This is a genomic window from Halorubrum rarum (genome assembly GCF_048380895.1).
GTDB lineage: Archaea > Halobacteriota > Halobacteria > Halobacteriales > Haloferacaceae > Halorubrum.
In genome coordinates this window covers 16,181-36,122 of sequence record NZ_JBLWMN010000004.1, presented here as the reverse complement: position 1 = coordinate 36,122, position 19,942 = coordinate 16,181, and the positions used below count along the sequence as shown (strand labels likewise).

Genomic DNA, 19,942 nt, shown 5'->3' with positions numbered 1-19,942 from the left:
GATCGACCGAGAACCCAACCATCCCGAGCGCGCCTCAGGTCATCCCGAGCGCACCTCAGATCATCCCGAGCGCGGTCATGATCTGGTTCCCGAAGATCATCACGATCAGTCCGGCGAGCATGAGGAGCCCGGAGGAGACGGTCACCATCCGGACGGCTGCGTGACGGTCCCCGATCGGAAGCCGGCTCGTGATCGCCTCGGCGACCATCCGAAGGATCCGTCCGCCGTCGAGCGGGAACGCGGGCAGGCAGTTGAACAGCGCGAGCTGGATGTTGATCCAGCCGGTCCAAAACAGGAGGTTCGCGAGCAGGAACACGCCCCCGCCGAGCACCGCGAGCCCGCCGTCGATCGCATAGAAGTTGGTGAGGTCGCCGGTGAACCCCGCGAAGTTGAACGGGACCCCGAAGAGACTCCCGAGCGGAAGGATCAGGGCGACGAACACGAGCCCGAGAGGGGACTCCGTGAGCGCGCTGAACTGCGGCGCGACGTCGTCGAGTGCACCCTCGCCGCCGTCGCCGCCGAGCAGTTCGAGGTACGCGCCCGCCGGGTACTCCGACCCCCCGAAGTCGTCGAGCGCGAGCCCGCTCGTGCCGGGGAAGATGCTGACGCCGATGAACCCGCCCTCCCGGTTCGGATGGGCGTCGAGCTCGACGTCGTAGCTCACCCGCTCGTCCGCCGCGGAGTAGCTGACGATTTCGACGCGATCGCCAGGGCTCCGTCGTTCGAGCGTATCGGCCAGTTCCTCGTTGTCGCGGATGCGGTCACCGTCGATCTCGACTATCGTGAGCGGCTCCCCCAGCGGCGCGCCCGCGTCGTGTATCGGGCCGTCCTGTTGTATTCCGACGATGTACGCGCCGATCGGCAGTTCCGCTTCGCCCGCCTCCGTCGTCACCGTCGCACGCTCGTCGTCGCCGATCGCGTCGAAGAACTCGCCCTCGGTACGGACCGGATCGCCGTTCACCGCCGAGACGATCACCGGTTCGTCCCTGATCGTGACGTCGAGGAGGTTGCCACCGGCCGATCCCACGATCTGCAGCTCGCGGGCGACGTCGACGCGACGCTCGGTCTCGCCGTCGTCGACGGTGACGCTCACGTCCGCACCGGCGTCCGCCAGCGCGGCCTCGAACTCCGTGGCGGTGTCGACCGACCGGCCGTCCACTTCGATCAGTCGGTCGCCGCCGGTGATCTCTGCCGCCGCGGCCGGCGATCCGGGATTCACCTCGCCGACGGCGTAGCCGGGTGCGACCGACATCGCGCCGACGACGGGGCCGAAAAGCAGCGCGAACACGAGGACGGTCAGGAGGGTGTTCGCCGTCACACCCGCCGCGAACATCCGGGCGCGGGCCCCACGGGACGCCTCCTGAGTCGTCTCCTCGTCCGGCTCGACGAACGCGCCGACCGGGATCAGCGTGAAGAAGACGAGCCCCATCGACTCGACGTCGATTCCCTCGACGCGACACAACAGCCCGTGTGCGCCCTCGTGGACGACCATCGCGATCGCGAGGCCGATGACGATCTCGAGGGCGACCTCCAGGGGGAGGAACTCGTTGACGCCGGGGATGATGAGGAAGTTCTGCGGCTGCTGGATCGCGGACGGCTGCGTGGCGGCGAGCGCGGAGAGCCCGGAGGTGAGAATCAGGACGAAGGAGCCGACCATCGCGACCAACGCGCCACCAAGCCCGAGGTTCGCGACCGCTCGCCAGAACCGCTTCGGGCCGGAGAGCCAGTCGAGAAACGCCCGGCCTCGACGCGTGTGGACCGTCGTGAGCGGCCCGGAGACACGGACGGAGTCGGGGAGGATCCCCCGATTCCGGAGCCACATCGTCGCCGCAGTGTACGCGAGGATCCCCGTCAGGATCCACAGCAGGGTACTCATTGCACATCGGTTGGCGTCGGCCGTGTGTAAGGGGTTCGGTTCCCGGTACCCGGATCGGTGGGCGGGACTCGACACGCGATCGAGGACACATGACCGGCTCGCGGGACGCGCGATCGACACCATCAGAACCGTCAACGCGCGATCGACACCGCCGAATCCTCAACACACAAGTACCCCCCACTCGAAGCGTCGACTATGTTCGCGATCATCGAGTTCGTCGTGCGCGTCGTCACCGACGTCGGTCGGTTCCTCGACATCTTCGTCAACGACCTGATCCTCGGTGCGGGCGATCCGCTGAGCGTCCTCGCGATCGTGTTCGGAATGACGTTCATCGGGCTCGCGTCGGTCGTGTTCGGATACTCCGTGATCGGGGCGCTGTTCGCCGAGATCGGCGTGAAACTCCCGTCGTTCGGCGGTCGCGGCCGCGCGGAATAGGCGTCACTCCTCGAAACGCACTCCATCGCTACCCGGATAGCCGTTCGGCCGTCGCGAGGGACCGCCGACACGCCGCCGCGACCCACTCTCGTACTCGAACCGCGGGGGCGTCGGCGATCAGGACGGCCGCGAGCCCCGCGTCATCGAACAGTCCGACGATCGCGCGGTCGTCGACGAGCAGGAGCCCCACGGGTGAGTCGCCCTCGCAAGCGAACAGCTCGATCCCGCCGCCGCTCTCGAGTGCGGCCCGAACCATCGGTCCGGCCGGACCGGTCACCGCCTCTCGCGCGGCCCCCGTCACGACGATCCGCGCTTCGACTCCCTCGTTGCCGGCGGAGTCGGTCGACGTGTCCCGCCGCCGGAGCCGTTCGACCAGCGACGCGTCGAGACGGGGGACGACCCCGACGATCGAATCCGCATCGGCGACACGGTCGACGAGGCGATCGATCGGCGACGGGGCGTCTCCGCGACCGACGACAGCGACGGTGTCGTCGCGATCGCTCGGCTCCGCCGGCGGAGTCGTCTCGATCGGCTCACCGACGGCGTCCTCGACGAGCGCCACGAGGGTCGCCGTCGCGGATTCCGGGTCGGAGACGGGTCCACGGTTCGACGCGGACGCGGGATCCGACCGCTCGTCGGTCACCATCAGTCGCGCCGCGGCGGATACGACTGCCGTCCGCCGTGCGACCGGCGCGCGAGGAGTCGGGCGCTCGCACGCCGGCGGTCACCGGGCCGCTCCTCGGTCCCTTCGTCGTAGTAGAGGACGGTCAGATCGAGGCCCGCGTGCAGCAGTTCGTTCGCGGCGAAGCGATACCGGTCGGTGCTCGGCCCGGAGGGCGTCTCGTCCGTCGATCTGAGGTGGTGTTCCACGAACAGGTAGCCCCCGGGAACCAGCGCGTCCTTGAGGTCGGGGAACCGATCGACCGCCCGGTAGAAGCTCATCGTGATCAGTTCGTACCGCTGCTTCGGGAAGCCGTAGCTCGAGACGTCGCCATGGATCACGTTGAGACGATCCCCGACGTCGCGCGCAGCCGCCCGCTCGCGCGTGATTCGGAGGCCCTCCCGCGAGGCGTCGAGCGCGTCGACCTCGTAGCCCGCGTCGGCGAGGAACACCGCGTTGCGTCCGGTTCCGGCGGCGACGTCGAGCGCTCGACCGTCGGGGATCGACGGCTCGTACGACCGCAGCACCGGCGACGGCTCGGGGGCTCGCGGGTACTCCCCGCTCGCGAACCGTTCGTCCCAATCGGTCATGTATCCGGCTACAGTCGGCCGATTCCTAAAGCCACCGGGGACGCGGTTGTGACGCCAGTCGGGGAGAAGTCGGCCGGAAGAGGCCGACGGGAAGGAGCCGACGGGAGCGTTCGACGGACCGAACCCGACGAGACAGGTGACTCACGGATGACCGAATGCAAGTCCCCTCTCAACCGCTCACGGCCGACCTTATAAATGAGACAATCTTTTATTAAATATATTAAACACGCCATCTACGCTGACTGCCCCTCTAAAGTCGGTAGTCGTTTATGGCAATTTATGGATGGTTGGACTGGTGTGTGCGAGATTGATCGATCGTATCGCACACAAGTTGATTCACGCCGGCAAATTGATTCACGCCGCAGCTTCGAGAAAGAGAGCGGCCATGCCGAGCAAACCGATCAGGTTAATCGTTACGTGCGCGACTATCGCCACCCGAGTGCTTTGGAACCGTCTTGCCGCCCACGCAATCGGATAGAAACCGATGATCCGTCCCACATTCTGCCACGGAGTCCAAAAATGGTACACAGAGAAGAGAATGGTGTTCATGAGTGGTGCCCACCGACCATATCGGCCGATCCTGGGCAAGAGATACCCTCGGAAATAATACTCTTCCACGATTGGACCCACGAGTCCGTTGAGGAGAAAGGCGAAGAAGAGAAACACGATGAGGACGGATGTTGTCAGTGGCTCTCCTGCATCCTCGACTGCAGCAAACTCTAAGAACCGCTCTGGATACCAAGAGAAGAACATCTCTGCGATCCACTCGTCAAAAAAGACGGTCGAAATGGCGAAGAAAACCAGAAACCAGACCGCGAGTGCTGCCCCCCATGTGAGCAGTTTTCGTAAGGGGAGTGTTTCTCGATAGAGGACGGTGTTGTCAAGCCGGAAAGAGCCAGTGGTCGATCGAGCGTGAATAAAGAGCACTCCGAGCTCTATCGGAACGATTACGAGTCCGATCCCGATGAAGAGGGCGAAGATCGAGGGAAATCCTAGCGACGTCACCACAGGAATCGCCAGGAACGTGAACGCGATGAGAACGAACCCCGGGAAGAGATGGAGGAAGATCGAAATCAATAGCGGATGCTGAGGAGTTCCGTCCGAGTCAATGCTCGATGAAAAGGAGAGAGTAGAATCGTCAGTCATGGCTCTTCCTTCTGCAGCTGTAGCAGACTGTGAGCGCCGTACGGAACAGTAACTTCCCGAGAACACTACTGATTCCCCCATCGATTGTAACTCTCCTCGTTCGTAGAGGAGGACCAATGAATGTACTCATTTATGGCTATTGTCAATCATTTCAAATAACTCTATCGCCCATTCTCGGGGGCCTGAGCCCTCACATCAGCTATATATGGATTGGTGATAACCAATCCACATGCTGGCTATTTCATCATGGATCAGATCCAACCGAGTCGTTGCGTTCTTTCTACTGACGTTTGCGATCTCTTGGAGCCTCAATGGGCTCGTCATCGGTCTGGGGATGGAACCATCGTGGACGCGATGGATCCTGAGCGGTTTCTTGAGTGCAACAGGCCCGGCCATTGCTGCCGTGATCGTCGTTCACGTCAGTGAAGACGATCTTCGAGAGTGGATGCGTGGTATCGTTCGCTGGCGAGTTCATCCGAAGTGGTACGTTGCAGCGATAGGGATCCCGGCTGGCATCGCACTCGGGGCTGCAGGCGTTGTTGCAGTACTCGGCGGGCCGATCGATTTTGGGGCGTTTTCACCGAACGTTCTCACCCTCGCGTTCGGAATCATCCTCGGGACATTTATCGGTGGCGGCCAGGAAGAGATCGGCTGGCGTGGGTTTGCCCAACCGGAACTTCAACAGCGCTACGGTGGGCTAGTGGCTGCCGTCATTATCGGTATCCTCTGGGGACTCTGGCACCTCCCATTGTTTTTCGATCCAGCCGCTCCACACGCCCAATGGCCCCTTGCTTCCCAGCTCGCATACTTCGTCGGTATCACCGGGTTTTCGGTGCTGTTAGCTTGGGTCTACAACGGTTCCGGCGGGAGTATTCTCCTCGTCATGATCATGCACGGCAGCGAGAACGCGCTCGGAGCACTCGTCCCACTTGACGTTGACCTCGTCATCGTGGACGGCATCCCGGATTGGGGGATGCTCGTGACACTTACCGTCTCTCACGTGGTGTTGACGGTAGTGGTCGCACTACTCGTCATCGGGATTGTCGGGACCAGCCTTCGGGCAGAGAACGGTCCACCGGCGAGAATCCGCGACGCGACATAACCCCAAATATACACGGAGACGGTTCTTCATCCCCGAGAACGAGCCTCAGACGTATGGTGGCTGATTGTGAAGTACACCCATGGATTCCGCAGAAGCGAAGTCTACGATCGAAGACAGATTACGAAAGACGGTGGACGACACCCCTGCGTTCGACAACGCGTTCTTCCTCATTCACTCCGGGAGCCGGGACGTCCACTGGAACCTGGCTTATGGGCAAGTCGGCGAGACAGCAGCCAACCCAAACCAACCGTACCATGCCGCGAGCGTCGGAAAGACCTTCACCTCGACGATCATCGCCATGCTAGCCGAGGAGGGGAAGTTGCAGTTCGACGACTCGATTACACCCTATCTAGCTGACGAAGTTCTGGATGGACTCCACGACTACCAGGGGACGGACTACACGGACGACATCCACATTCATCACTTGCTGAACCACACATCCGGACTGCCACACCTCCTCAGCGACGACTTTGGCCTGTTCAATCGGCAGAAAGAGGAATCGCCAGATGGAAAGACATTTTTCGACGTGATGGTGGAGGACCCGGATCGCTTCTGGGAACCCGAAGAGACGGTCGAGTGGGCGAAGGAGAATTTACATCCGCACTTTCCGCCGGGTGACGGCATCTTCTATTCGGAAGTCGGCTACAACCTCCTCGGCCTCATAATCGAGTCCGTGACGTCGAGGTCGTATCACGAGGCGTTACACGACTACCTCTTCGATCCGCTGTCGATGAACCGCTCGTATCTCGCCCAGTTTTCGGACCCCGCGAAGGATGTCGAACACCCCGTGCCACCCCTCCGGTTCGAGGACGAGGAATTTGACGTCGAAGAGTACCGATCCTTCAGCGGCTGGTATGCAGGCGGCCAGACGGTGAATACGACCGAGGACCTGTTCACGTTCCACCGTTCGTTGGTCGAAGGCGACCTCGTAGGAGCGGAGACGCTTAAAGAGATGACCCAGTGGCGGAGACTCTCGATCGGGCTCGATTACGGCTACGGGGTCGCTCGGTTCCGCCCGATTCCCTTGCTTTCGAGATATCGTGCGTGGGGCGGTATCGGGGCGACGAATTCGTTCATGTTCTACAGTCCCGGGACTGACGTGTATCTGATCGGGACGTTCAACCAGACGACTTCGAGGAGCACTGCGTATCGATTCGCGTTCCGGGCGATTCGAACCGCGTCGAAGGTCGAATCGAACGAGTAGTGAGAGTGCCTCAATGCCTCCCTTGGCATTTCGTCAATCGGTCGTTAGATCATCTGCCGCTCGTTGGTGGACAGATGCTCGGTTCCATAGACGACTACGAGACCGATCGCGATCACACACACGAGGAGCGCCATCATCCAGAGGGTCAGCGGATCGATGTCGTCGCGCAGGAGCCACACGGTCGATATCCATGCGTTGAACGAACCGTGAAGGAGAACGGCGAGTAACAGACTCCCGCGAGTACTGTTGTACAGCCACGTGAACACCACTGCGAGAGCGATTCCTTGAACGACGAACGGCAGAACCGGGAGATCGGACTGGACCGCACCAGGAATGATGAACAGGGGCGCGTGCCAGATCATCCAGACGACACCGACCACGAGAGTCGCTGTGAACGCGTCGAGAGACGCCTGTAATCGTGGCAGGACGAAGCCACGCCAGCCGATCTCTTCCAATCCCCCGCCGATCGTCGCACTTGCCACGGTCAACCCGACGAACAGCAGCACGAAATCGGGGGATGGAAACGACGTGGTCAGTCCCCGAACCTGTGCATCGATGATGACCGCACTGATGACGACGAGCCCGGGAAACAGTATCGCCACACCGTACCATCGCCAGCCGACCCGCCACCGGAGAAGGCGACTCAATAACTGTCGCGTGGACTGGCTCCCGTCGGTGAGTTGTGACACGACGACGGCTGCAATCGGCGGACCGAGTCCACCAAGCAACCATAGCACACCCGCGACGTTGATTCCCGGTTCGGTGCCGAGTAGAGCGAGAACGCCCCATGCAGTCCACGAGATGAAGAACGTCAGCAAGACGAACGTGAGAAGGGATCGTCGTCTGTGGTTCATCGTGACTCCATGTGAATGTACGCACCGACGTAGCCCCCAACTGTGCTCAAGCCGACGGACCAGAGCAACATCATCGACAGTATCATCCCGAACATCACCGACAGTATCAGCCCGAAGATGAGTACTAATTCGATCTCGGCGTGAAAACCGCCCGACTCGGAGGGTACTGCGGCGAGCAGAGCGAACCCGAGAGTCATGATCACGAACAGGGGCATTGCGGCTATCACTCCGGAAATGGTACCAACGTTCGCTCCTCGTGCAGGTGGTTCCGACTGAAGGTAGCTCGCAACGCCGCCACCTAGTAGCGGCGAAAAGCTCGTGAATGAGAGACCAACCGTGATAACGGCCCCTACGATCGCATTGATCCACGTATCTCCTACACCCATAAGTGAGCCGTTATACACGATAGAATATAATGGGATGCTCTTATATTCTCTGAGCCCTATATTGTCCTATATGAACAATACATCTGACCTACGAACCGACGGATCGGCCGCGAGGGATCGTCCGGTCTCGCTGGAAGACGAGGCGGATCTCGACGCGTTCGTGTCGAACTCCTCGGTTGCGCTCGTGGAGTTCTACACCGAGGGATGCGGGATCTGTCGGAGCATGGAGCCCGTGTTGGGGAATCTTGCACGGGAGCTTGACGTCGCCGTGGGACTCGTGAATCCCCGGGACGACCCGCCGCTCGTCGATCGGTTCGACGTCCGAAGCGTCCCGCTGTTCGTGTTGTTCGTCGACGGGAATCCGGTCGCTCGACGGGCTGAGGGGTTCATCGGCGGCGACGACCTCGTCGACTGGATCGACGAGGTCGCCGACCGTATCGACTGAGCGCGATTGTATCCGTTCGATCCGATCGGACTCTCTCGCCGGTATGCGTGTTCTCTATATTGGGGACAACGCACAATACTTATGAGGGTGCCTCCACAACGGGCACACTGTATGGCAACACACAGTTCGACGATCGCGGACTTCGAGTACGAATGGAACTACTCGCCGGGGGTGTCGTCCCTGTTCGGCGTGTTCACCGTCGTCGCGGCGGTGGGGTGGATGGTGACGGTGATGCTGTCGGCGATCCACTTCTACGCGATTCCGGCGATCCCACCGGACGCACCGGTCCAGGGGAGCATCGAGGTCATCACGAGCCAGTGGGCGTACGTCTTCGGGATCCCGCTCGCGACGCTCGGCTCGTTTTATTACATCTCGACGATCGGGCTCGCGCTCTGGTGGTTCGACACCCGTCACCCCCTGATCATCAAGATCCTGACGCCGATCACGGCGAGTGGCGTGCTGTTCTCGGCGTACTTCGTCTGGCTCCAGTTGGTGCCGATCGGCGAGATCTGTCCGTTCTGTATGATGTCCGCGAGTGCGACGGTGATCCTGTTCGGACTCGAACTGGCGATCCTCCGGCGGAGCAGCACGCCATCGCTGTCCAGTATGGTGTCCGACCTCGGGCGGGTACTGAGCGGAACGCGCTTCCCGCTCGTTCTGTTCCCGGTTCTGGTCGGCGTGCTCACGATCGTCGGGATGCACGTCGTCACCCTGCTCCCGCTTCCGCCGGTCGTTCCGTTCGTGTAACGACAGATCAGGGGTCGGTCACGACACGCTGATTCCGACTTCCGTTTTCGGCGAGAACGCCCCTGTTTCGGGTTCCGTTTTCGGCCGAAAAGTACTCGATTCCGGGCGCTGACCACGAGACGTTGGCCGTTCAGTTGGCGCGACACCGACGTCGTCGCCCGAGCACCAACGATCACATGACCGTCCTCGACCTATTGAACGCCGTTCGACGCCGTTCGTGGCGCATGCACGCCCGGACGAAAGCGCTCCTCGCGCTGGACCCGACCGGGGTTCGCGGACGTCGCTCGGCTCGCGACCACCGATCCGCCCGCGAGTCGTCACGCGACGTCGCGACCGACGGTGGCGGAAACGGGGCGGGGACCCCCCGAGAGGGTGGGATCGATCCGAATCGAGCGGGCGACACACGCTCCTCCTCGTTCGACGTCGACGACGACTACACGCTCAGGCGAAAGCTCGGGCTCCTCGTTGGCCCGATCGGCTTCGGTCTCGTCCTCGTCGCACCGTCGCCGGCGGAGCTGTCGACGGCGGGACAGACGGTCGGTGCCGTCGCGGTCTGGATGGCGGTCTGGTGGGTGACCGAAGCGGTTCCGATCCCCGTTACCGCGCTGCTTCCGATATTCATGTTCCCGCTCACCGGTGCGGTATCGCCGACCGCCGCGTCCGCGCCGTACGCGAACCGGCTCGTCTTCCTCTTTCTCGGCGGGTTCCTGCTCGCGGTCGCGATCGAGCGATGGGGGCTCCACCGACGGATCGCCCTGTTGACGATCGCGCTCGTCGGCACCTCACCCCGGCGGATCGTGCTCGGGTTCATGGTCGCGACGGCGTTTCTGTCGATGTGGATCTCCAACACGGCCACAGCGATGCTGATGACGCCGATCGGGCTCGCGGTCGTCCACCAGACGGCGGAGCTCGTCGAGCGATCGGAACTGGACGTCCCGACCGAACGCGGGGAGTTCCGGTTCGGAACGACGCTGATGCTCTCGATCGCGTACGCCGCATCGATCGGCGGGGTCGGTACGCTGATCGGCTCGCCGCCCAACATCATCTTCGCGGGGTTCGTGGCGTCCGCGTACGGTCAGGACGTCTCGTTCGCGCAGTGGATGGCGTACGGCGTCCCGGTCGCCGTGGTCGGCGTGACCGTCTGTTGGCTCTACTTGACGCGGGCCGTCCTCCGAGACGACCTCGCCGCCCTCCCCGACGACACCGACGTCATCCGGAAGCGACGGCAGGCGCTCGGCCCCGTGACGCGTCCCGAGGCGCTGGTGCTCATCGTCTTCGGCGCGGTCGCGGCCGGATGGCTGACCCGGCCGGTGCTGCTCTCGCCTCGCGTCCCGATGATCGACGACGCCGCGATCGCGATGATCGGCGCTGTGCTCCTGTTCGTCATCCCGGTCCGCGACGAGAACGGGGAGTTCACGTTCCTCCTCGACTGGACGACCGGCGTGACGCTCCCGTGGGGCGTGATCCTGCTTTTCGGGGGCGGGCTCTCCCTCGCGGGTGCCGTTGAGGAGAGCGGTCTCGGCGAGTGGATCGGCACCCTGCTGGCCGTCTTCGAGGGGCTGTCGCTCCTGTGGATCGTCGTCGGGGTCGCGCTGCTCGCGATCTTTCTCACCGAGATGACCTCGAACACCGCGATGACCGCGATGCTGATCCCGATCCTCGGCGGGCTGGCGGTCGCCCTCTCGGTCCATCCGTACGTGTTGATGGTGGCGGCGACGACCGTCGCGTCGCTCGCGTTCATGCTTCCGGTGGCGACACCACCGAACGCAGTGGTGTTCGGGAGCGGCTATCTCACCGTCCCGCAGATGGCCAGAGCCGGGTTCCTGTTGAACCTCGTCGGCGTGCTCCTCGTGGTGGCGTTCGTGCTCGGCTGGCTCCCGTACGCGTGGGGGATCGACGTGACGTCGTCGCCGGTCTGGATCGACTGAGCGCGGGGAGGCTACGCGTCGCCGTTCCGGATGTCTATCCGCCCGTCGACGACGGGGTCGATCCCGCGTTCGCGGGCGTACGCGGCGAGCACCTCGTACTGGATGTCGGCCTCGCCGATCCGATGGCGCTCCGCCAGGGTCGGGAACTCGTGGTCCGAGTGAAGCAGGTACTCGGAGGTCGCGACCGTGTAGCGGTCGTCCGGGTCGATCGGCTCGCCGCCGACCGACGCCTCCACGATCGCCGCCTCGGCGTCGTCCCAGACGACGCGGGCGTTCGAGACGTGGCCGTGCCACCAGTCGTCCTCGCCGAAATCGACCTCGGGCGCGCCCATCTCCCGAAAGACGGCGAGCAGCTCCCCACCGGTGACGGACGTCAGCACGACCGGCTCCTCGAACGGAATGAGACTGATCAGGTCGGCTTTCGTCACGGCTCCTTCCCAGGGGTCCCCCTGGCGGAGTCCGCCGGCGTTCGAGAGCCCGACGTCGGCGTCGTGAGCCCAGCGGAACGCGTCCGCGACGAAGTTCCCGACGCGACACTCCCCGCCGTGGACGACCTCGCCGGTCCGAGCGATCGGATCCTCGACGCGCCCGACGACCCGATCGAGGTCGGCCTCGCTCATCCGCCGCGCGAGCGTCTCTCGGAGCCGTGAGAGCGGCTCCGCGCCGTCCGGCTCGTGGAGCGTCGCCTCGGGACGCTCGCCCGAGAGGTCGACCTCGGCGACGGTCTCGCCGTTGACGCCCGGACGGACGAGGAGCGTCCCCTCGACGTGCTCGGTGCGTCGGCTGTGCACGTGTCCACCGAGGACCGCGTCGACGTCGAGCTCGCGGGCGATGTCGTCGTCGCCGACGCCGAGATGCGAGAGCACGACGGCGTGATCGATCGTCGTCTCCGCGCGGAGCTCCGAGAGCGCGTCGCGGACCGCCGCGACGGGGTCGGAAAACGCCAGGGGAGCGGCCATCGGATTGAGCGAGTCGGTCGCGGGGTCGGTGACGCCGACGAAGCCGACCGTCGAACCGTCGACGCTCCGCGTCGTCCACGGGACCACGCCCTGATCGCGGCCGAAGGGGTCACCGTTCTCGTCGCGGACGTTCGCGGAGACGAACTCGACGGGCGCGTCGGCGACAAGCTCACGGAGGTTGTCCGGTCCGTAATCGAACTCGTGGTTCCCGAACGTATCGAGTGCGGTATCCGTGGCGGCGTAGAAGTCGATCGTCTGTCGCCCCTTCGCAACGAGGGAGAGCACGCCCGGCGCGGTGGTGTCGCCCGTTCCGACGACGGCGGCGTCGGGGCCGTCGAGCGCGCGGATCCGCCCCGCGAGGCGGGCGGCCCGCGTGGGTACGTCGAAGACGTTCTCGATGTCGGAGTAGTGAACCAGCCGAGCCATTCGTCCGATCGCAGTCGACGGATCGGCTAAAAGGGCTCGGAGTGATCGCGGGATGCCCCGCGGAGACGCACAGCACCGGCCCGATCCGATCTGATCCGATCCCGCGACCGAATCGGCATGAGGACCGTGTGCTCCGCTCACACGGCCGGATCGCATTGAAAGCGCTTTTATGATGTCCCGGCCAACTCCGGGGTACAGCCTCTTCGGGGTTGATGATGTGCCGTTCCGATAGGGACCGACCACGGGACGGACACGCGAGCCCACGTGGAGGATAGGTGAACAACACATGGCAGTTTACGTAGACTACGACACCCCAGCCGACCTCGCCGAGCGAGCCCTCGAGGCTCTCGAGGTCGCCCGAGACACCGGTACCGTAAAGAAAGGAACGAACGAGACCACGAAGTCCGTCGAGCGCGGCAACGCCAAGCTCGTCTTCGTCGCCGAGGACGTCTCCCCCGAGGAGATCGTGATGCACCTCCCCGAACTCGCCGAGGAGAAGGGCATCTCGGTCGTCTTCATCGACACGCAGGACGAGGTCGGCCACGCCGCAGGCCTCGAAGTCGGTTCGGCCGCCGCCGCAGTCGTCGACGCCGGCGACGCCGCCGACGACGTCGAGGACATCGCGGAGAAGGTCGAGGAACTCCGATAACCCACCATGAGCGCAGAAGAGGGCATCGGCGACTCGACCACCGCCGAGGTGATCGAGGTCGTCGGCAAGACCGGGATGCACGGCGAGGCCATGCAGGTCAAATGCCGCATCCAGGAAGGATCGAACCAGGGGCGTATCATCACCCGAAACGTCCTGGGCCCCGTCCGGCTGGGCGACGTGCTCCAGCTCCGGGAGACCCAGCGTGACGCCGACTCCATCGGAGGACGATAACGGATGGTCGAGAAACGCACCTGCGATTTCAGCGGCGAGGAGATCGAGCCCGGCACGGGAACGATGTTCGTCAAGACCGACGGCACCATCCTCCATTTCGTCGACTCGAAGGCGGAGAAGAACTACTTCCTCGGCCGCGAGGCACGTGATCTCGAGTGGACCGAGGAGGGTCGCTCGGAGGGCGGCGAGGAATGAGCCACCACGACGAGCGCACCTTCGTGATGGTCAAGCCCGACGGCGTCCAGCGCGGCCTCATCGGCGAGGTCGTCTCCCGATTCGAGGACCGCGGCCTGAAGCTCGTCGGCGGCACATTCATGCGGATCGACGAGGAGCTCGCCCACGAACACTACGGTGAACACGAGGACAAACCGTTCTTCGACGGGCTCGTCGAGTTCATCACCTCCGGCCCCGTCTTCGCGATGGTGTGGGAGGGCGCGGACGCGACCCGTCAGGTCCGCGCGATGGTCGGCGAGACGGACCCCGCCGACTCCGCACCGGGCACGATCCGCGGCGACTTCGGACTGGATCTCGGCCACAACGTGATCCACGCGTCCGATCACGAGGACGAGGGCGCAAACGAACGCGAGATCGACCTGTTCTTCGACGACGAGGAGCTCGTCGACTACGGCCTCGACACCGCCGCGTGGGTGTACGAGGACGAGGACCACTAACCGGTCGTCCCCGTCTTCCGACCCCCGTCTTCCGACCCCCGTCTTCCGACCCCCGTCTTCCGACCCCCGTCTTCCGACCCTGTACCGTCGATAGCGGTCGCTCTCCCGACACACCGTGTTTCCGGTGAAACGAACAGATCGTCGCCGTCGAGTCGGTCGGTTTCTCCGTCTCGGTTCCATGTGAGAGTTCGATCTCGAGAACGGTCCGTCGTCGGGCCGTGACCCGCGGGCACGCCCGTGGTCGCTACGTCGCCACCGCGATCACGCTTCCGCGCTCGGTCACCACGAGGACCTCCTCGCGTCCGTCACCGGTCAGGTCCGCCGCCATCGGGTTCGCGTACACGACCTCGTCGCCGACGCTCCCCCGAGCGACGGCCTCGCCGTTGCGGTTCATCCCGAGCAGCTCACCGCCGCGGTTCACGGCGATCACGTCCGGCGTCCCGTCGCCGGTGAGGTCGCCGACCGCCGGCGCGTTCACCCGTGTCTCGCCGCCGTACTGCTGTTTCCAGACCACCTCGCCGTCCAACGAGTCGACGGCCCACACGTCGCCGGTGCCGCCGACGTGGATCCGGCCGGCGTCCGCGGCTCCGACGTCGACCGGCACGTCCTGTAACCCGACTTCGTAGCGGAGCGAGCCGTCGACCGCCTCCAGCGTGGTCAGGGTACCGCCCGCGCCGCCGAGCGCGAGGACCGCTCCGCGACGGGTGTCGACCGCGGTCCACCCGAGTGCGGTCCCGTCCGTCCGCTCCGTCCAGACCACGTCCCCCGACCCGTCGACGACGGTGACCCGCTGTCCGTCGACGTCCTCGGTCAGGACCGCGATGCCGACGCCGGTGAGGGCGGTGTCGTCGGGAGTGGCGGACTCGTCGCCCGCGATCGCAAGCGGTCGCAACGCGCCGTCGCCGTCGAGTTCCGTCTCGAACGTCGTTTCTCCCGCCGCGTCGACCCCTATCACTCCGCCGGCGTCGTGGACCGCAACGAGGGCGTTCGTGCCGTCGCCGGTGCGGTCGATGAAGGCGGGTGCGAGTCCGCCGTCCCCGCCGATCGGGACGACGAAGCGTTCGGCTCCGTCGACGGCGGAGCGTGCGACCAGTCGCCCGTCGTGTGTCGTGAGCGCGACGACCGGATCGCCGTCGAACTCGCCGACGACGAGATCGCTCGCCCCGTCCGCGTCGATGCCGTCGGGGAGCGGCGCAGTCCACGCGACGGTTCCGTCCGCGTCGATCGCTCGGATCGCGGTTCCGGCGGCGTCCCTATCCGCCGCGAGTTGGAGTACGTACGGATCGCCGTCGACGGTCGCGACGACCGCGCCGCTCCCGTCGTCGCCGTCGGCGGGATCCGACTGCCAGAGGATCTCGGTGTCCGCCGTCGCGTCGTCGAGGCCGACGAACGCGAAGACGGAGACGCCGACGCCGGCGGCACCGCCGGCGAACACGATCAGGGTCGCGAAGAGAACGCGCCGGTCCATTGGACCCGTTTGGACGCTCGCGGGCATACCGCTGTCGGATGCGGGACCCACCGTCACGGACGCCCAGCGAACGCCGCCGCGTTACAGAAGGCTCGCGACGTGGTCGGCGTGTTCGTCGTCGACGACGTCGTGGAGCGCGTCCACGTCGCGCTCGCCGTCGACGTTCACGAGGTACACGGCTCCGTCGCGGTCGCCGTACGACCCGTGAAAGTCGTACACGAAGCCGTAGACGTCGGCGTCCGATGCCTCGTCGCTGTCCCGTGCGAACGCGACCTGCTCGTGGACGTTGTACTCGACGAGCGGATCGTGAACCTCGTCGGCGGGCGCGTCGGCGTCGACAGCTGGGTGATCGAGCCCCGCCTCGACGACCGGAACGAGCTCCTCGACGTCGGCACGGACGCCGGGTTCGTTGGGGAGTTCGCCCGTTCTTGCGGCCGTCAGCGCCGCACCGATCGCTCCGCAGCCGGTGTGACCGACGACGACGAGCACGTCCGTGTCCGCGTATCGAAGCGGGTAGGCGACGCTCCCGTCGAGCACCGCGGTCCCGTCGACGTCGTCGCGCACCCGGTTCCCGATGTTTCCCGCGGTGAACAGAAACCCCGGCCGATCGGTCGCCCACATCCCCTCTTGAGAGACCCGTGAGTCGGAACAGCAGACGGAGACGACGGGCGGGCGCTGCGTGTCGCGACAGTCGTCGAACGCGGTCGCCGAGAGCGACGCGACGTGTTCGTCGTTGCGATCGATCAGCGTGTCGAGCAGCCGGTTGACCATACCGACGCTCCTCGCGAGCGGACTAAAAGGGTCCAGATACGCGGCGGTCGCTCCCGCGGTCGACGTCGACTCACTCGGTCGCGAACAGCCCGTCCACGGCGTCGGCCGCGAGGTCGACGCTCGCCTCCAGGTCGGGGCCGATTGGGGAGCCGACCACGAGCCCGTCAGCGTGCGCGGCGACGTCGCTCGCGCGGTCGCGCACCGCCTCGGGCGTCCCGGCCATACAGAACGCGTCGATCATGTCGGGCGTCACGCGCTCGAACGCGGCCGAGAACTCGCCCGCGGCGACGTGGTCGCCGATCGCCTCGGCGGTCGCCGCGTCGATCCCGTGGCGCTTCAGGACGGGCGGTGCCGCGCCGGCGGTAATAAAGGCGACCGGCGGGCGTGCCGCCTCCCGTGCGGCCTCGCCGTCCGCAGACACGCTGACCGCGGCGTACGCGATCAGGTCGAACTCCCCGCGGGAGTCGGGTCTATCGCCCAGCCCGTCGTCGACCTGCTCGCGGGCCCACGCGAGGTCGGCCGGATGCGACCCGTTGTACAGGAGCCCGTCCGCGTGTTTCGCCGCCATTCGGCACATGTGCGGCCCCTCGCCGCCCACGTGGACCGGGATCGCCGCGCCCTGGGGCGGCTCGTAGTTGAGCCCCGCCCCGTTCGCGTCGAACGTTCCGTCGTGATCGACCCGCTCGCCGGCCCACAGCCGCTGAGCAGTTTTAAACGCCTCCAACACGGACCGGAGTCCGCGCTGGTCCGCCAGTCCGAGGTTTCGGAGCGTGGAGGGATCGCCCGGTCCGATCCCGAGAACGGCGCGTCCCTCGGACGCCTCGTCGAGCGTGGCGACCTTCGAGGCGAGCGTCACGGGATGGGTCTCGTGGGGGTTTGCGACGCCGGGACCGAGTCGTACGGTGTCGGTCTCGGCGGCGAGCCGGGAGAGGAACGCCCACGGGTCGCGGTTGTTGTAGTGACACGTCGAGTAGACGGCGTCGTAGCCGGCCTCCTCGGCGCGGACGCCGAGGTCGACGAGGCGATGCAGGTCGTGTTCGGGAGTGAGTTCGATGCCGAGCATGCTTATGAGTCCTCGTAGTCCCACTCCCGGAGCGCCTGCCGGACGAAGTCGCCCTCGACCTCGCGGAAGTGGCTGTCCGATCCGTCGTGATCGCCGAACGCCCAGTCGCGGACGACGACGACGGGCGTCCCGCCCGCGCCCTCGCCGGCGACGAGGTTGGCGGCGCTCGCGAGCTCGTCGATCACGTTCTGGACGGTGACGCCGAGCTCGCGGCCGTCGCGGTCGCGCTCGCCCCGCCAGTCGCGGCTCGCGGGCAGTCCCGCCCAGCCGATCGCGACCCCGCGCTGTCCGTGTCGGAACGGGCGGCCGCAGGTGTCGGTGACGACGACGCGGTCGGCCGACAGCCCCTCGCGGATCCGCGCCGCGCTCTCCGACGGTCGCTTCGGGAGCAACAGCAGGTCGCCGCCGGGGACGTTCGACCGGTCGATCCCCGCGTTAACGCCGATGTGTCCGAACCGGGTTGCGGTGAGGAGAAACGGGGTCTCCATGATCAGTTCCGTCGACTCCTCGAGGACCGCCTGCGCGAACCGGGAGTCCTTCTCCTCGCCGGAGCGCTCCGCGAGCCGGTCGGCGATCTCGTTCGCGCGCGGGCTCGGCGGGAACTCGTCGAGATCGAAGACGCGTCCCTCCGCCTTGGAGACGACCGTGCTGGCGACGCAGACGACGTCGTCGGGCCGGAGGTCGACGCGCTCGTCGACCATCGCGGCGAGGTCGTCCCCCTCCCGGATCTCCGGGAGGCCCGGAACGGCGAACAGCTCCATACCGATGCGTGCGTGTCGCCGCCCAAAAACGTCGCCGGTACCGGGCTGGCTTGACGGTGCCCAGTCGCTCCCGGTCGCGGCCGGCGGAGCCGTCGCGGTCGTTGCGGTCGTCGCGGTCACGCCACCCGTTCCGCATCGAGCAGCGTCGCGGCGTCGACGACGGTCGCGAACTCGCCTCGTAACTGAGCGAGCGCGACGCGGTGGGAGGTCTCGGCGTCCACCGTGCCGCCGTCGTGGGCGGTCCGCTCGTGCGCCGCGGTGGCGTCCGCGACGACGACGACGTCGTAGCCGCGGTTCTCGGCCATCCGCACGGTCGTCGAGACGCAGTGGTCGGTGGTGAGCCCGCAGACGACGAGCGTTCCGTACCCCCGCTCGTGGAGCCACTCGTCGAGCCCGGTGTCGACGAACGCGCCGTTGACCGACTTGACGAAGACCGGCTCGTGGTCGAGCGGTGCCGTTTCCGGCTTCCACGCGAACCCCGGCCCGTCGGGGCGAAGCGGGGAGTCGGGCTCGGTGGAGGCGTGGCGGACGTGGGCGATCGGTCGGTCGTGCTCGCGCCACGCGGTCAGGAGGGAGGCGGCCGTCGTCTCCGCCCCCGGGTTGTTGCGCTCGCCGTAGGCGGGGTCGTCGAACCCGGTCTGGAAGTCGACGAGCAGGAGGACGGCGTCGCCGACGGCGACTCCGTCAGTCATCGCCGACGCTCGCGGCTCGGTGGGTGACGGAGTCGGTCCGCCCGCCGCCGATCCGCCGCCACGCCCCGCGTTCGAGCAGCTCCGGGGGTGCCTTCGGGTGGTCACGGGTCGGGCGTAGCGGACACGCGTCCGGGCTGGCGTCGTCGTCCTCCCGGAACAGGTACTGTTTCCACTCGCGGTCGCCATCCATCCCCCAGTCGCCGAGGTCGGCGTGGGGACAGACGCCGTCGTACTCGCCCATCCGTGACTGGATCACCTCGCGGACCTGCTGGCCGGCCTCGGTGTCCGCCGTGATCCCCTCGAAGACGGCGCGGGGCTGAAAGGTTATCTCCAGCCCGACCGGAGAGAACCGGCTCCGTCGCTCGTCGTAAAAGGGGGCTCGGGAGGTGGGAAACAGCGGCTCGCCGCCGAAGCTGAACTCCCAATGCGGGTCGTCCGGATCGGTCGGGATCTCTGCGGGCCACGGCTCCGGATCGTGAACGTGGAGGAACTCGAGGACGTGCCACAGCCGCTCGTGGTAGTGGGCCTCCCCGGGGTCGCCCTCGGGCGGTCGGAAGAACACGGCCAGCGGGGCGCGGTCGGCGTGGTCCTCGTAGGTGTCCAGATACTCCAGCAGGACGTCGCGGAACCGCAGCAGGGCGGTCGGATCGGTCGTCGACTCACAGGCGGCGTACAACAGCTCCCCCTCCCGCTCGACCTCGATCCCGAAGTAGCAGGGGAACGGCGAGCCGTCGTGCTCGCCGAGCATCGACTCGCGGAACGTCCGGTAGTGCTCCCGTAGCCAGTCGGGCGCGCCGTCAAGCCGATCGTGGAGCGTCGATTGGTCCAACAGCACGCCCTCGGTTCCGGGCTCGTTCATGCGCCGTATCAGGGGCGG

The 19,942-nt window shown here is 65.8% G+C and carries 23 protein-coding genes; 10 read left to right on the top strand and 13 right to left on the bottom strand.

All coding sequences use genetic code 11. The features are described 5' to 3' along the window. Positions 1 to 55 precede the first annotated feature (55 nt). Entirely contained in the window at positions 56 to 1,876 is a 1,821-nt protein-coding gene (locus tag ACNSN7_RS03730) for a site-2 protease family protein (protein WP_418280764.1), read from the bottom strand. A gap of 195 nt (positions 1,877 to 2,071) precedes the next feature. Between ACNSN7_RS03730 and ACNSN7_RS03725 the strand changes: the two genes are divergently transcribed. Continuing rightward, the gene (locus ACNSN7_RS03725; RefSeq protein ID WP_418280762.1) at positions 2,072 to 2,311 is read left to right on the top strand and encodes a DUF8024 family protein; all 240 of its coding nucleotides are present in this window, start codon (positions 2,072 to 2,074) and stop codon (positions 2,309 to 2,311) included. Positions 2,312 to 2,339: 28 nt separating this feature from the next. Here ACNSN7_RS03725 and ACNSN7_RS03720 read toward each other — a convergent pair whose 3' ends face one another. The 3 genes from ACNSN7_RS03720 to ACNSN7_RS03710 all read right to left on the bottom strand — a co-directional run bounded on the left by ACNSN7_RS03720 (position 2,340) and on the right by ACNSN7_RS03710 (position 4,708). After that, positions 2,340 to 2,957, bottom strand: a complete 618-nt coding sequence (locus tag ACNSN7_RS03720) for a transcriptional regulator FilR1 domain-containing protein (protein WP_418280760.1) — start codon at positions 2,955 to 2,957, stop codon at positions 2,340 to 2,342. Then, positions 2,957 to 3,562, bottom strand: a complete 606-nt coding sequence (locus ACNSN7_RS03715; RefSeq protein WP_418280759.1) for a class I SAM-dependent methyltransferase — start codon at positions 3,560 to 3,562, stop codon at positions 2,957 to 2,959. Before ACNSN7_RS03715 ends, ACNSN7_RS03720 begins: the two co-directional genes overlap by 1 nt. A 354-nt stretch (positions 3,563 to 3,916) precedes the next feature. After that, entirely contained in the window at positions 3,917 to 4,708 is a 792-nt protein-coding gene (locus ACNSN7_RS03710) for a CPBP family intramembrane glutamic endopeptidase (protein ID WP_418280758.1), read from the bottom strand. 229 nt (positions 4,709 to 4,937) lie between these two features. Between ACNSN7_RS03710 and ACNSN7_RS03705 the strand changes: the two genes are divergently transcribed. Both ACNSN7_RS03705 and ACNSN7_RS03700 read left to right on the top strand, forming a co-directional pair. After that, on the top strand, positions 4,938 to 5,810 hold the full coding sequence (locus ACNSN7_RS03705; RefSeq protein WP_418280757.1) for a CPBP family glutamic-type intramembrane protease: 873 nt from the start codon (positions 4,938 to 4,940) through the stop codon (positions 5,808 to 5,810). Positions 5,811 to 5,889: 79 nt separating this feature from the next. Beyond that, complete coding sequence (locus ACNSN7_RS03700) at positions 5,890 to 7,014, top strand: serine hydrolase domain-containing protein (protein WP_418280756.1); 1,125 nt, start codon at positions 5,890 to 5,892, stop codon at positions 7,012 to 7,014. A gap of 44 nt (positions 7,015 to 7,058) precedes the next feature. On the opposite strand, the gene ACNSN7_RS03695 is transcribed toward ACNSN7_RS03700, so the two are convergent. Both ACNSN7_RS03695 and ACNSN7_RS03690 read right to left on the bottom strand, forming a co-directional pair. Beyond that, the gene (locus ACNSN7_RS03695; protein ID WP_418280755.1) at positions 7,059 to 7,868 is read right to left on the bottom strand and encodes a CPBP family intramembrane glutamic endopeptidase; all 810 of its coding nucleotides are present in this window, start codon (positions 7,866 to 7,868) and stop codon (positions 7,059 to 7,061) included. Continuing rightward, positions 7,865 to 8,254 (bottom strand): DUF5518 domain-containing protein, encoded by a 390-nt coding sequence (locus ACNSN7_RS03690; protein ID WP_418280753.1) that lies wholly within the window; start codon positions 8,252 to 8,254, stop codon positions 7,865 to 7,867. Before ACNSN7_RS03690 ends, ACNSN7_RS03695 begins: the two co-directional genes overlap by 4 nt. Before the next feature lie 70 nt (positions 8,255 to 8,324). Here ACNSN7_RS03690 and ACNSN7_RS03685 point away from each other — a divergent pair, with 70 nt between their 5' ends. The 3 genes from ACNSN7_RS03685 (at position 8,325) to ACNSN7_RS03675 (ending at position 11,374) form a co-directional block, all read left to right on the top strand. Beyond that, positions 8,325 to 8,699 (top strand): thioredoxin family protein, encoded by a 375-nt coding sequence (locus tag ACNSN7_RS03685; protein ID WP_418280751.1) that lies wholly within the window; start codon positions 8,325 to 8,327, stop codon positions 8,697 to 8,699. A gap of 111 nt (positions 8,700 to 8,810) precedes the next feature. Further along, positions 8,811 to 9,446, top strand: coding sequence for a vitamin K epoxide reductase family protein (locus ACNSN7_RS03680; protein WP_418280750.1), 636 nt, complete (start codon positions 8,811 to 8,813; stop codon positions 9,444 to 9,446). Between the two features lie 176 nt (positions 9,447 to 9,622). Then, on the top strand, positions 9,623 to 11,374 hold the full coding sequence (locus ACNSN7_RS03675) for an SLC13 family permease (RefSeq protein WP_418280748.1): 1,752 nt from the start codon (positions 9,623 to 9,625) through the stop codon (positions 11,372 to 11,374). Positions 11,375 to 11,385: 11 nt separating this feature from the next. Here the strand turns inward: ACNSN7_RS03675 and ACNSN7_RS03670 are convergent, their stop codons facing one another. Beyond that, positions 11,386 to 12,759 (bottom strand): bifunctional metallophosphatase/5'-nucleotidase, encoded by a 1,374-nt coding sequence (locus tag ACNSN7_RS03670; protein WP_418280746.1) that lies wholly within the window; start codon positions 12,757 to 12,759, stop codon positions 11,386 to 11,388. 286 nt (positions 12,760 to 13,045) lie between these two features. Here ACNSN7_RS03670 and rpl7ae point away from each other — a divergent pair, with 286 nt between their 5' ends. From rpl7ae to ndk, 4 genes are read left to right on the top strand one after another with little or no spacing between them, the layout of a single operon-like run. Beyond that, on the top strand, positions 13,046 to 13,408 hold the full coding sequence (rpl7ae, locus tag ACNSN7_RS03665; RefSeq protein ID WP_418280744.1) for a 50S ribosomal protein L7Ae: 363 nt from the start codon (positions 13,046 to 13,048) through the stop codon (positions 13,406 to 13,408). A 6-nt stretch (positions 13,409 to 13,414) separates the two neighbouring features. Continuing rightward, positions 13,415 to 13,639: a 30S ribosomal protein S28e gene (locus ACNSN7_RS03660; protein WP_159484232.1), complete on the top strand. Its 225-nt coding sequence runs from the start codon at positions 13,415 to 13,417 to the stop codon at positions 13,637 to 13,639. Between the two features lie 3 nt (positions 13,640 to 13,642). Further along, a complete protein-coding gene (locus ACNSN7_RS03655; RefSeq protein ID WP_418280743.1) occupies positions 13,643 to 13,834 on the top strand; it encodes a 50S ribosomal protein L24e in 192 nt (63 codons plus the stop codon). Beyond that, positions 13,831 to 14,310, top strand: a complete 480-nt coding sequence (gene ndk, locus ACNSN7_RS03650; RefSeq protein ID WP_418280742.1) for a nucleoside-diphosphate kinase — start codon at positions 13,831 to 13,833, stop codon at positions 14,308 to 14,310. Before ACNSN7_RS03655 ends, ndk begins: the two co-directional genes overlap by 4 nt. 244 nt (positions 14,311 to 14,554) lie before the next feature. Here ndk and ACNSN7_RS03645 read toward each other — a convergent pair whose 3' ends face one another. The 6 genes from ACNSN7_RS03645 to ACNSN7_RS03620 all read right to left on the bottom strand — a co-directional run bounded on the left by ACNSN7_RS03645 (position 14,555) and on the right by ACNSN7_RS03620 (position 19,924). Further along, positions 14,555 to 15,778 carry an FG-GAP-like repeat-containing protein gene (locus tag ACNSN7_RS03645; protein ID WP_418280741.1) on the bottom strand — a complete coding sequence of 408 codons (1,224 nt, stop codon included), beginning with the start codon at positions 15,776 to 15,778 and terminating at the stop codon, positions 14,555 to 14,557. 81 nt (positions 15,779 to 15,859) lie between these two features. Then, positions 15,860 to 16,549 (bottom strand): carbonic anhydrase, encoded by a 690-nt coding sequence (locus ACNSN7_RS03640; protein ID WP_418280740.1) that lies wholly within the window; start codon positions 16,547 to 16,549, stop codon positions 15,860 to 15,862. A 70-nt stretch (positions 16,550 to 16,619) separates the two neighbouring features. After that, complete coding sequence (locus ACNSN7_RS03635) at positions 16,620 to 17,612, bottom strand: 5,10-methylenetetrahydromethanopterin reductase (protein WP_418280739.1); 993 nt, start codon at positions 17,610 to 17,612, stop codon at positions 16,620 to 16,622. A gap of 2 nt (positions 17,613 to 17,614) precedes the next feature. Then, entirely contained in the window at positions 17,615 to 18,373 is a 759-nt protein-coding gene (locus ACNSN7_RS03630) for a coenzyme F420-0:L-glutamate ligase (RefSeq protein ID WP_418280737.1), read from the bottom strand. Between the two features lie 116 nt (positions 18,374 to 18,489). Then, complete coding sequence (locus ACNSN7_RS03625; protein ID WP_418280735.1) at positions 18,490 to 19,065, bottom strand: cysteine hydrolase family protein; 576 nt, start codon at positions 19,063 to 19,065, stop codon at positions 18,490 to 18,492. Continuing rightward, the gene (locus ACNSN7_RS03620; RefSeq protein ID WP_418280734.1) at positions 19,058 to 19,924 is read right to left on the bottom strand and encodes a YqcI/YcgG family protein; all 867 of its coding nucleotides are present in this window, start codon (positions 19,922 to 19,924) and stop codon (positions 19,058 to 19,060) included. The genes ACNSN7_RS03625 and ACNSN7_RS03620 overlap by 8 nt, the downstream gene beginning before the upstream one ends. Positions 19,925 to 19,942 lie beyond the last annotated feature (18 nt).

Excerpts from the sequence above, each read along its gene's own strand:
- ACNSN7_RS03730 (WP_418280764.1), bottom strand. The coding sequence starts at position 1,876 with ATGAGTACCCTGCTGTGGATCCTGACGGGGATCCTCGCGTACACTGCG.
- ACNSN7_RS03725 (WP_418280762.1), top strand. The coding sequence starts at position 2,072 with ATGTTCGCGATCATCGAGTTCGTCGTGCGCGTCGTCACCGACGTCGGT.
- ACNSN7_RS03720 (WP_418280760.1), bottom strand. The coding sequence starts at position 2,957 with ATGGTGACCGACGAGCGGTCGGATCCCGCGTCCGCGTCGAACCGTGGA.
- ACNSN7_RS03715 (WP_418280759.1), bottom strand. The coding sequence starts at position 3,562 with ATGACCGATTGGGACGAACGGTTCGCGAGCGGGGAGTACCCGCGAGCC.
- ACNSN7_RS03710 (WP_418280758.1), bottom strand. The coding sequence starts at position 4,708 with ATGACTGACGATTCTACTCTCTCCTTTTCATCGAGCATTGACTCGGAC.
- ACNSN7_RS03705 (WP_418280757.1), top strand. The coding sequence starts at position 4,938 with ATGCTGGCTATTTCATCATGGATCAGATCCAACCGAGTCGTTGCGTTC.
- ACNSN7_RS03700 (WP_418280756.1), top strand. The coding sequence starts at position 5,890 with ATGGATTCCGCAGAAGCGAAGTCTACGATCGAAGACAGATTACGAAAG.
- ACNSN7_RS03695 (WP_418280755.1), bottom strand. The coding sequence starts at position 7,868 with ATGAACCACAGACGACGATCCCTTCTCACGTTCGTCTTGCTGACGTTC.
- ACNSN7_RS03690 (WP_418280753.1), bottom strand. The coding sequence starts at position 8,254 with ATGGGTGTAGGAGATACGTGGATCAATGCGATCGTAGGGGCCGTTATC.
- ACNSN7_RS03685 (WP_418280751.1), top strand. The coding sequence starts at position 8,325 with ATGAACAATACATCTGACCTACGAACCGACGGATCGGCCGCGAGGGAT.
- ACNSN7_RS03680 (WP_418280750.1), top strand. The coding sequence starts at position 8,811 with ATGGCAACACACAGTTCGACGATCGCGGACTTCGAGTACGAATGGAAC.
- ACNSN7_RS03675 (WP_418280748.1), top strand. The coding sequence starts at position 9,623 with ATGACCGTCCTCGACCTATTGAACGCCGTTCGACGCCGTTCGTGGCGC.
- ACNSN7_RS03670 (WP_418280746.1), bottom strand. The coding sequence starts at position 12,759 with ATGGCTCGGCTGGTTCACTACTCCGACATCGAGAACGTCTTCGACGTA.
- rpl7ae (WP_418280744.1), top strand. The coding sequence starts at position 13,046 with ATGGCAGTTTACGTAGACTACGACACCCCAGCCGACCTCGCCGAGCGA.
- ACNSN7_RS03660 (WP_159484232.1), top strand. The coding sequence starts at position 13,415 with ATGAGCGCAGAAGAGGGCATCGGCGACTCGACCACCGCCGAGGTGATC.
- ACNSN7_RS03655 (WP_418280743.1), top strand. The coding sequence starts at position 13,643 with ATGGTCGAGAAACGCACCTGCGATTTCAGCGGCGAGGAGATCGAGCCC.
- ndk (WP_418280742.1), top strand. The coding sequence starts at position 13,831 with ATGAGCCACCACGACGAGCGCACCTTCGTGATGGTCAAGCCCGACGGC.
- ACNSN7_RS03645 (WP_418280741.1), bottom strand. The coding sequence starts at position 15,778 with ATGGACCGGCGCGTTCTCTTCGCGACCCTGATCGTGTTCGCCGGCGGT.
- ACNSN7_RS03640 (WP_418280740.1), bottom strand. The coding sequence starts at position 16,549 with ATGGTCAACCGGCTGCTCGACACGCTGATCGATCGCAACGACGAACAC.
- ACNSN7_RS03635 (WP_418280739.1), bottom strand. The coding sequence starts at position 17,612 with ATGCTCGGCATCGAACTCACTCCCGAACACGACCTGCATCGCCTCGTC.
- ACNSN7_RS03630 (WP_418280737.1), bottom strand. The coding sequence starts at position 18,373 with ATGGAGCTGTTCGCCGTTCCGGGCCTCCCGGAGATCCGGGAGGGGGAC.
- ACNSN7_RS03625 (WP_418280735.1), bottom strand. The coding sequence starts at position 19,065 with ATGACTGACGGAGTCGCCGTCGGCGACGCCGTCCTCCTGCTCGTCGAC.
- ACNSN7_RS03620 (WP_418280734.1), bottom strand. The coding sequence starts at position 19,924 with ATGAACGAGCCCGGAACCGAGGGCGTGCTGTTGGACCAATCGACGCTC.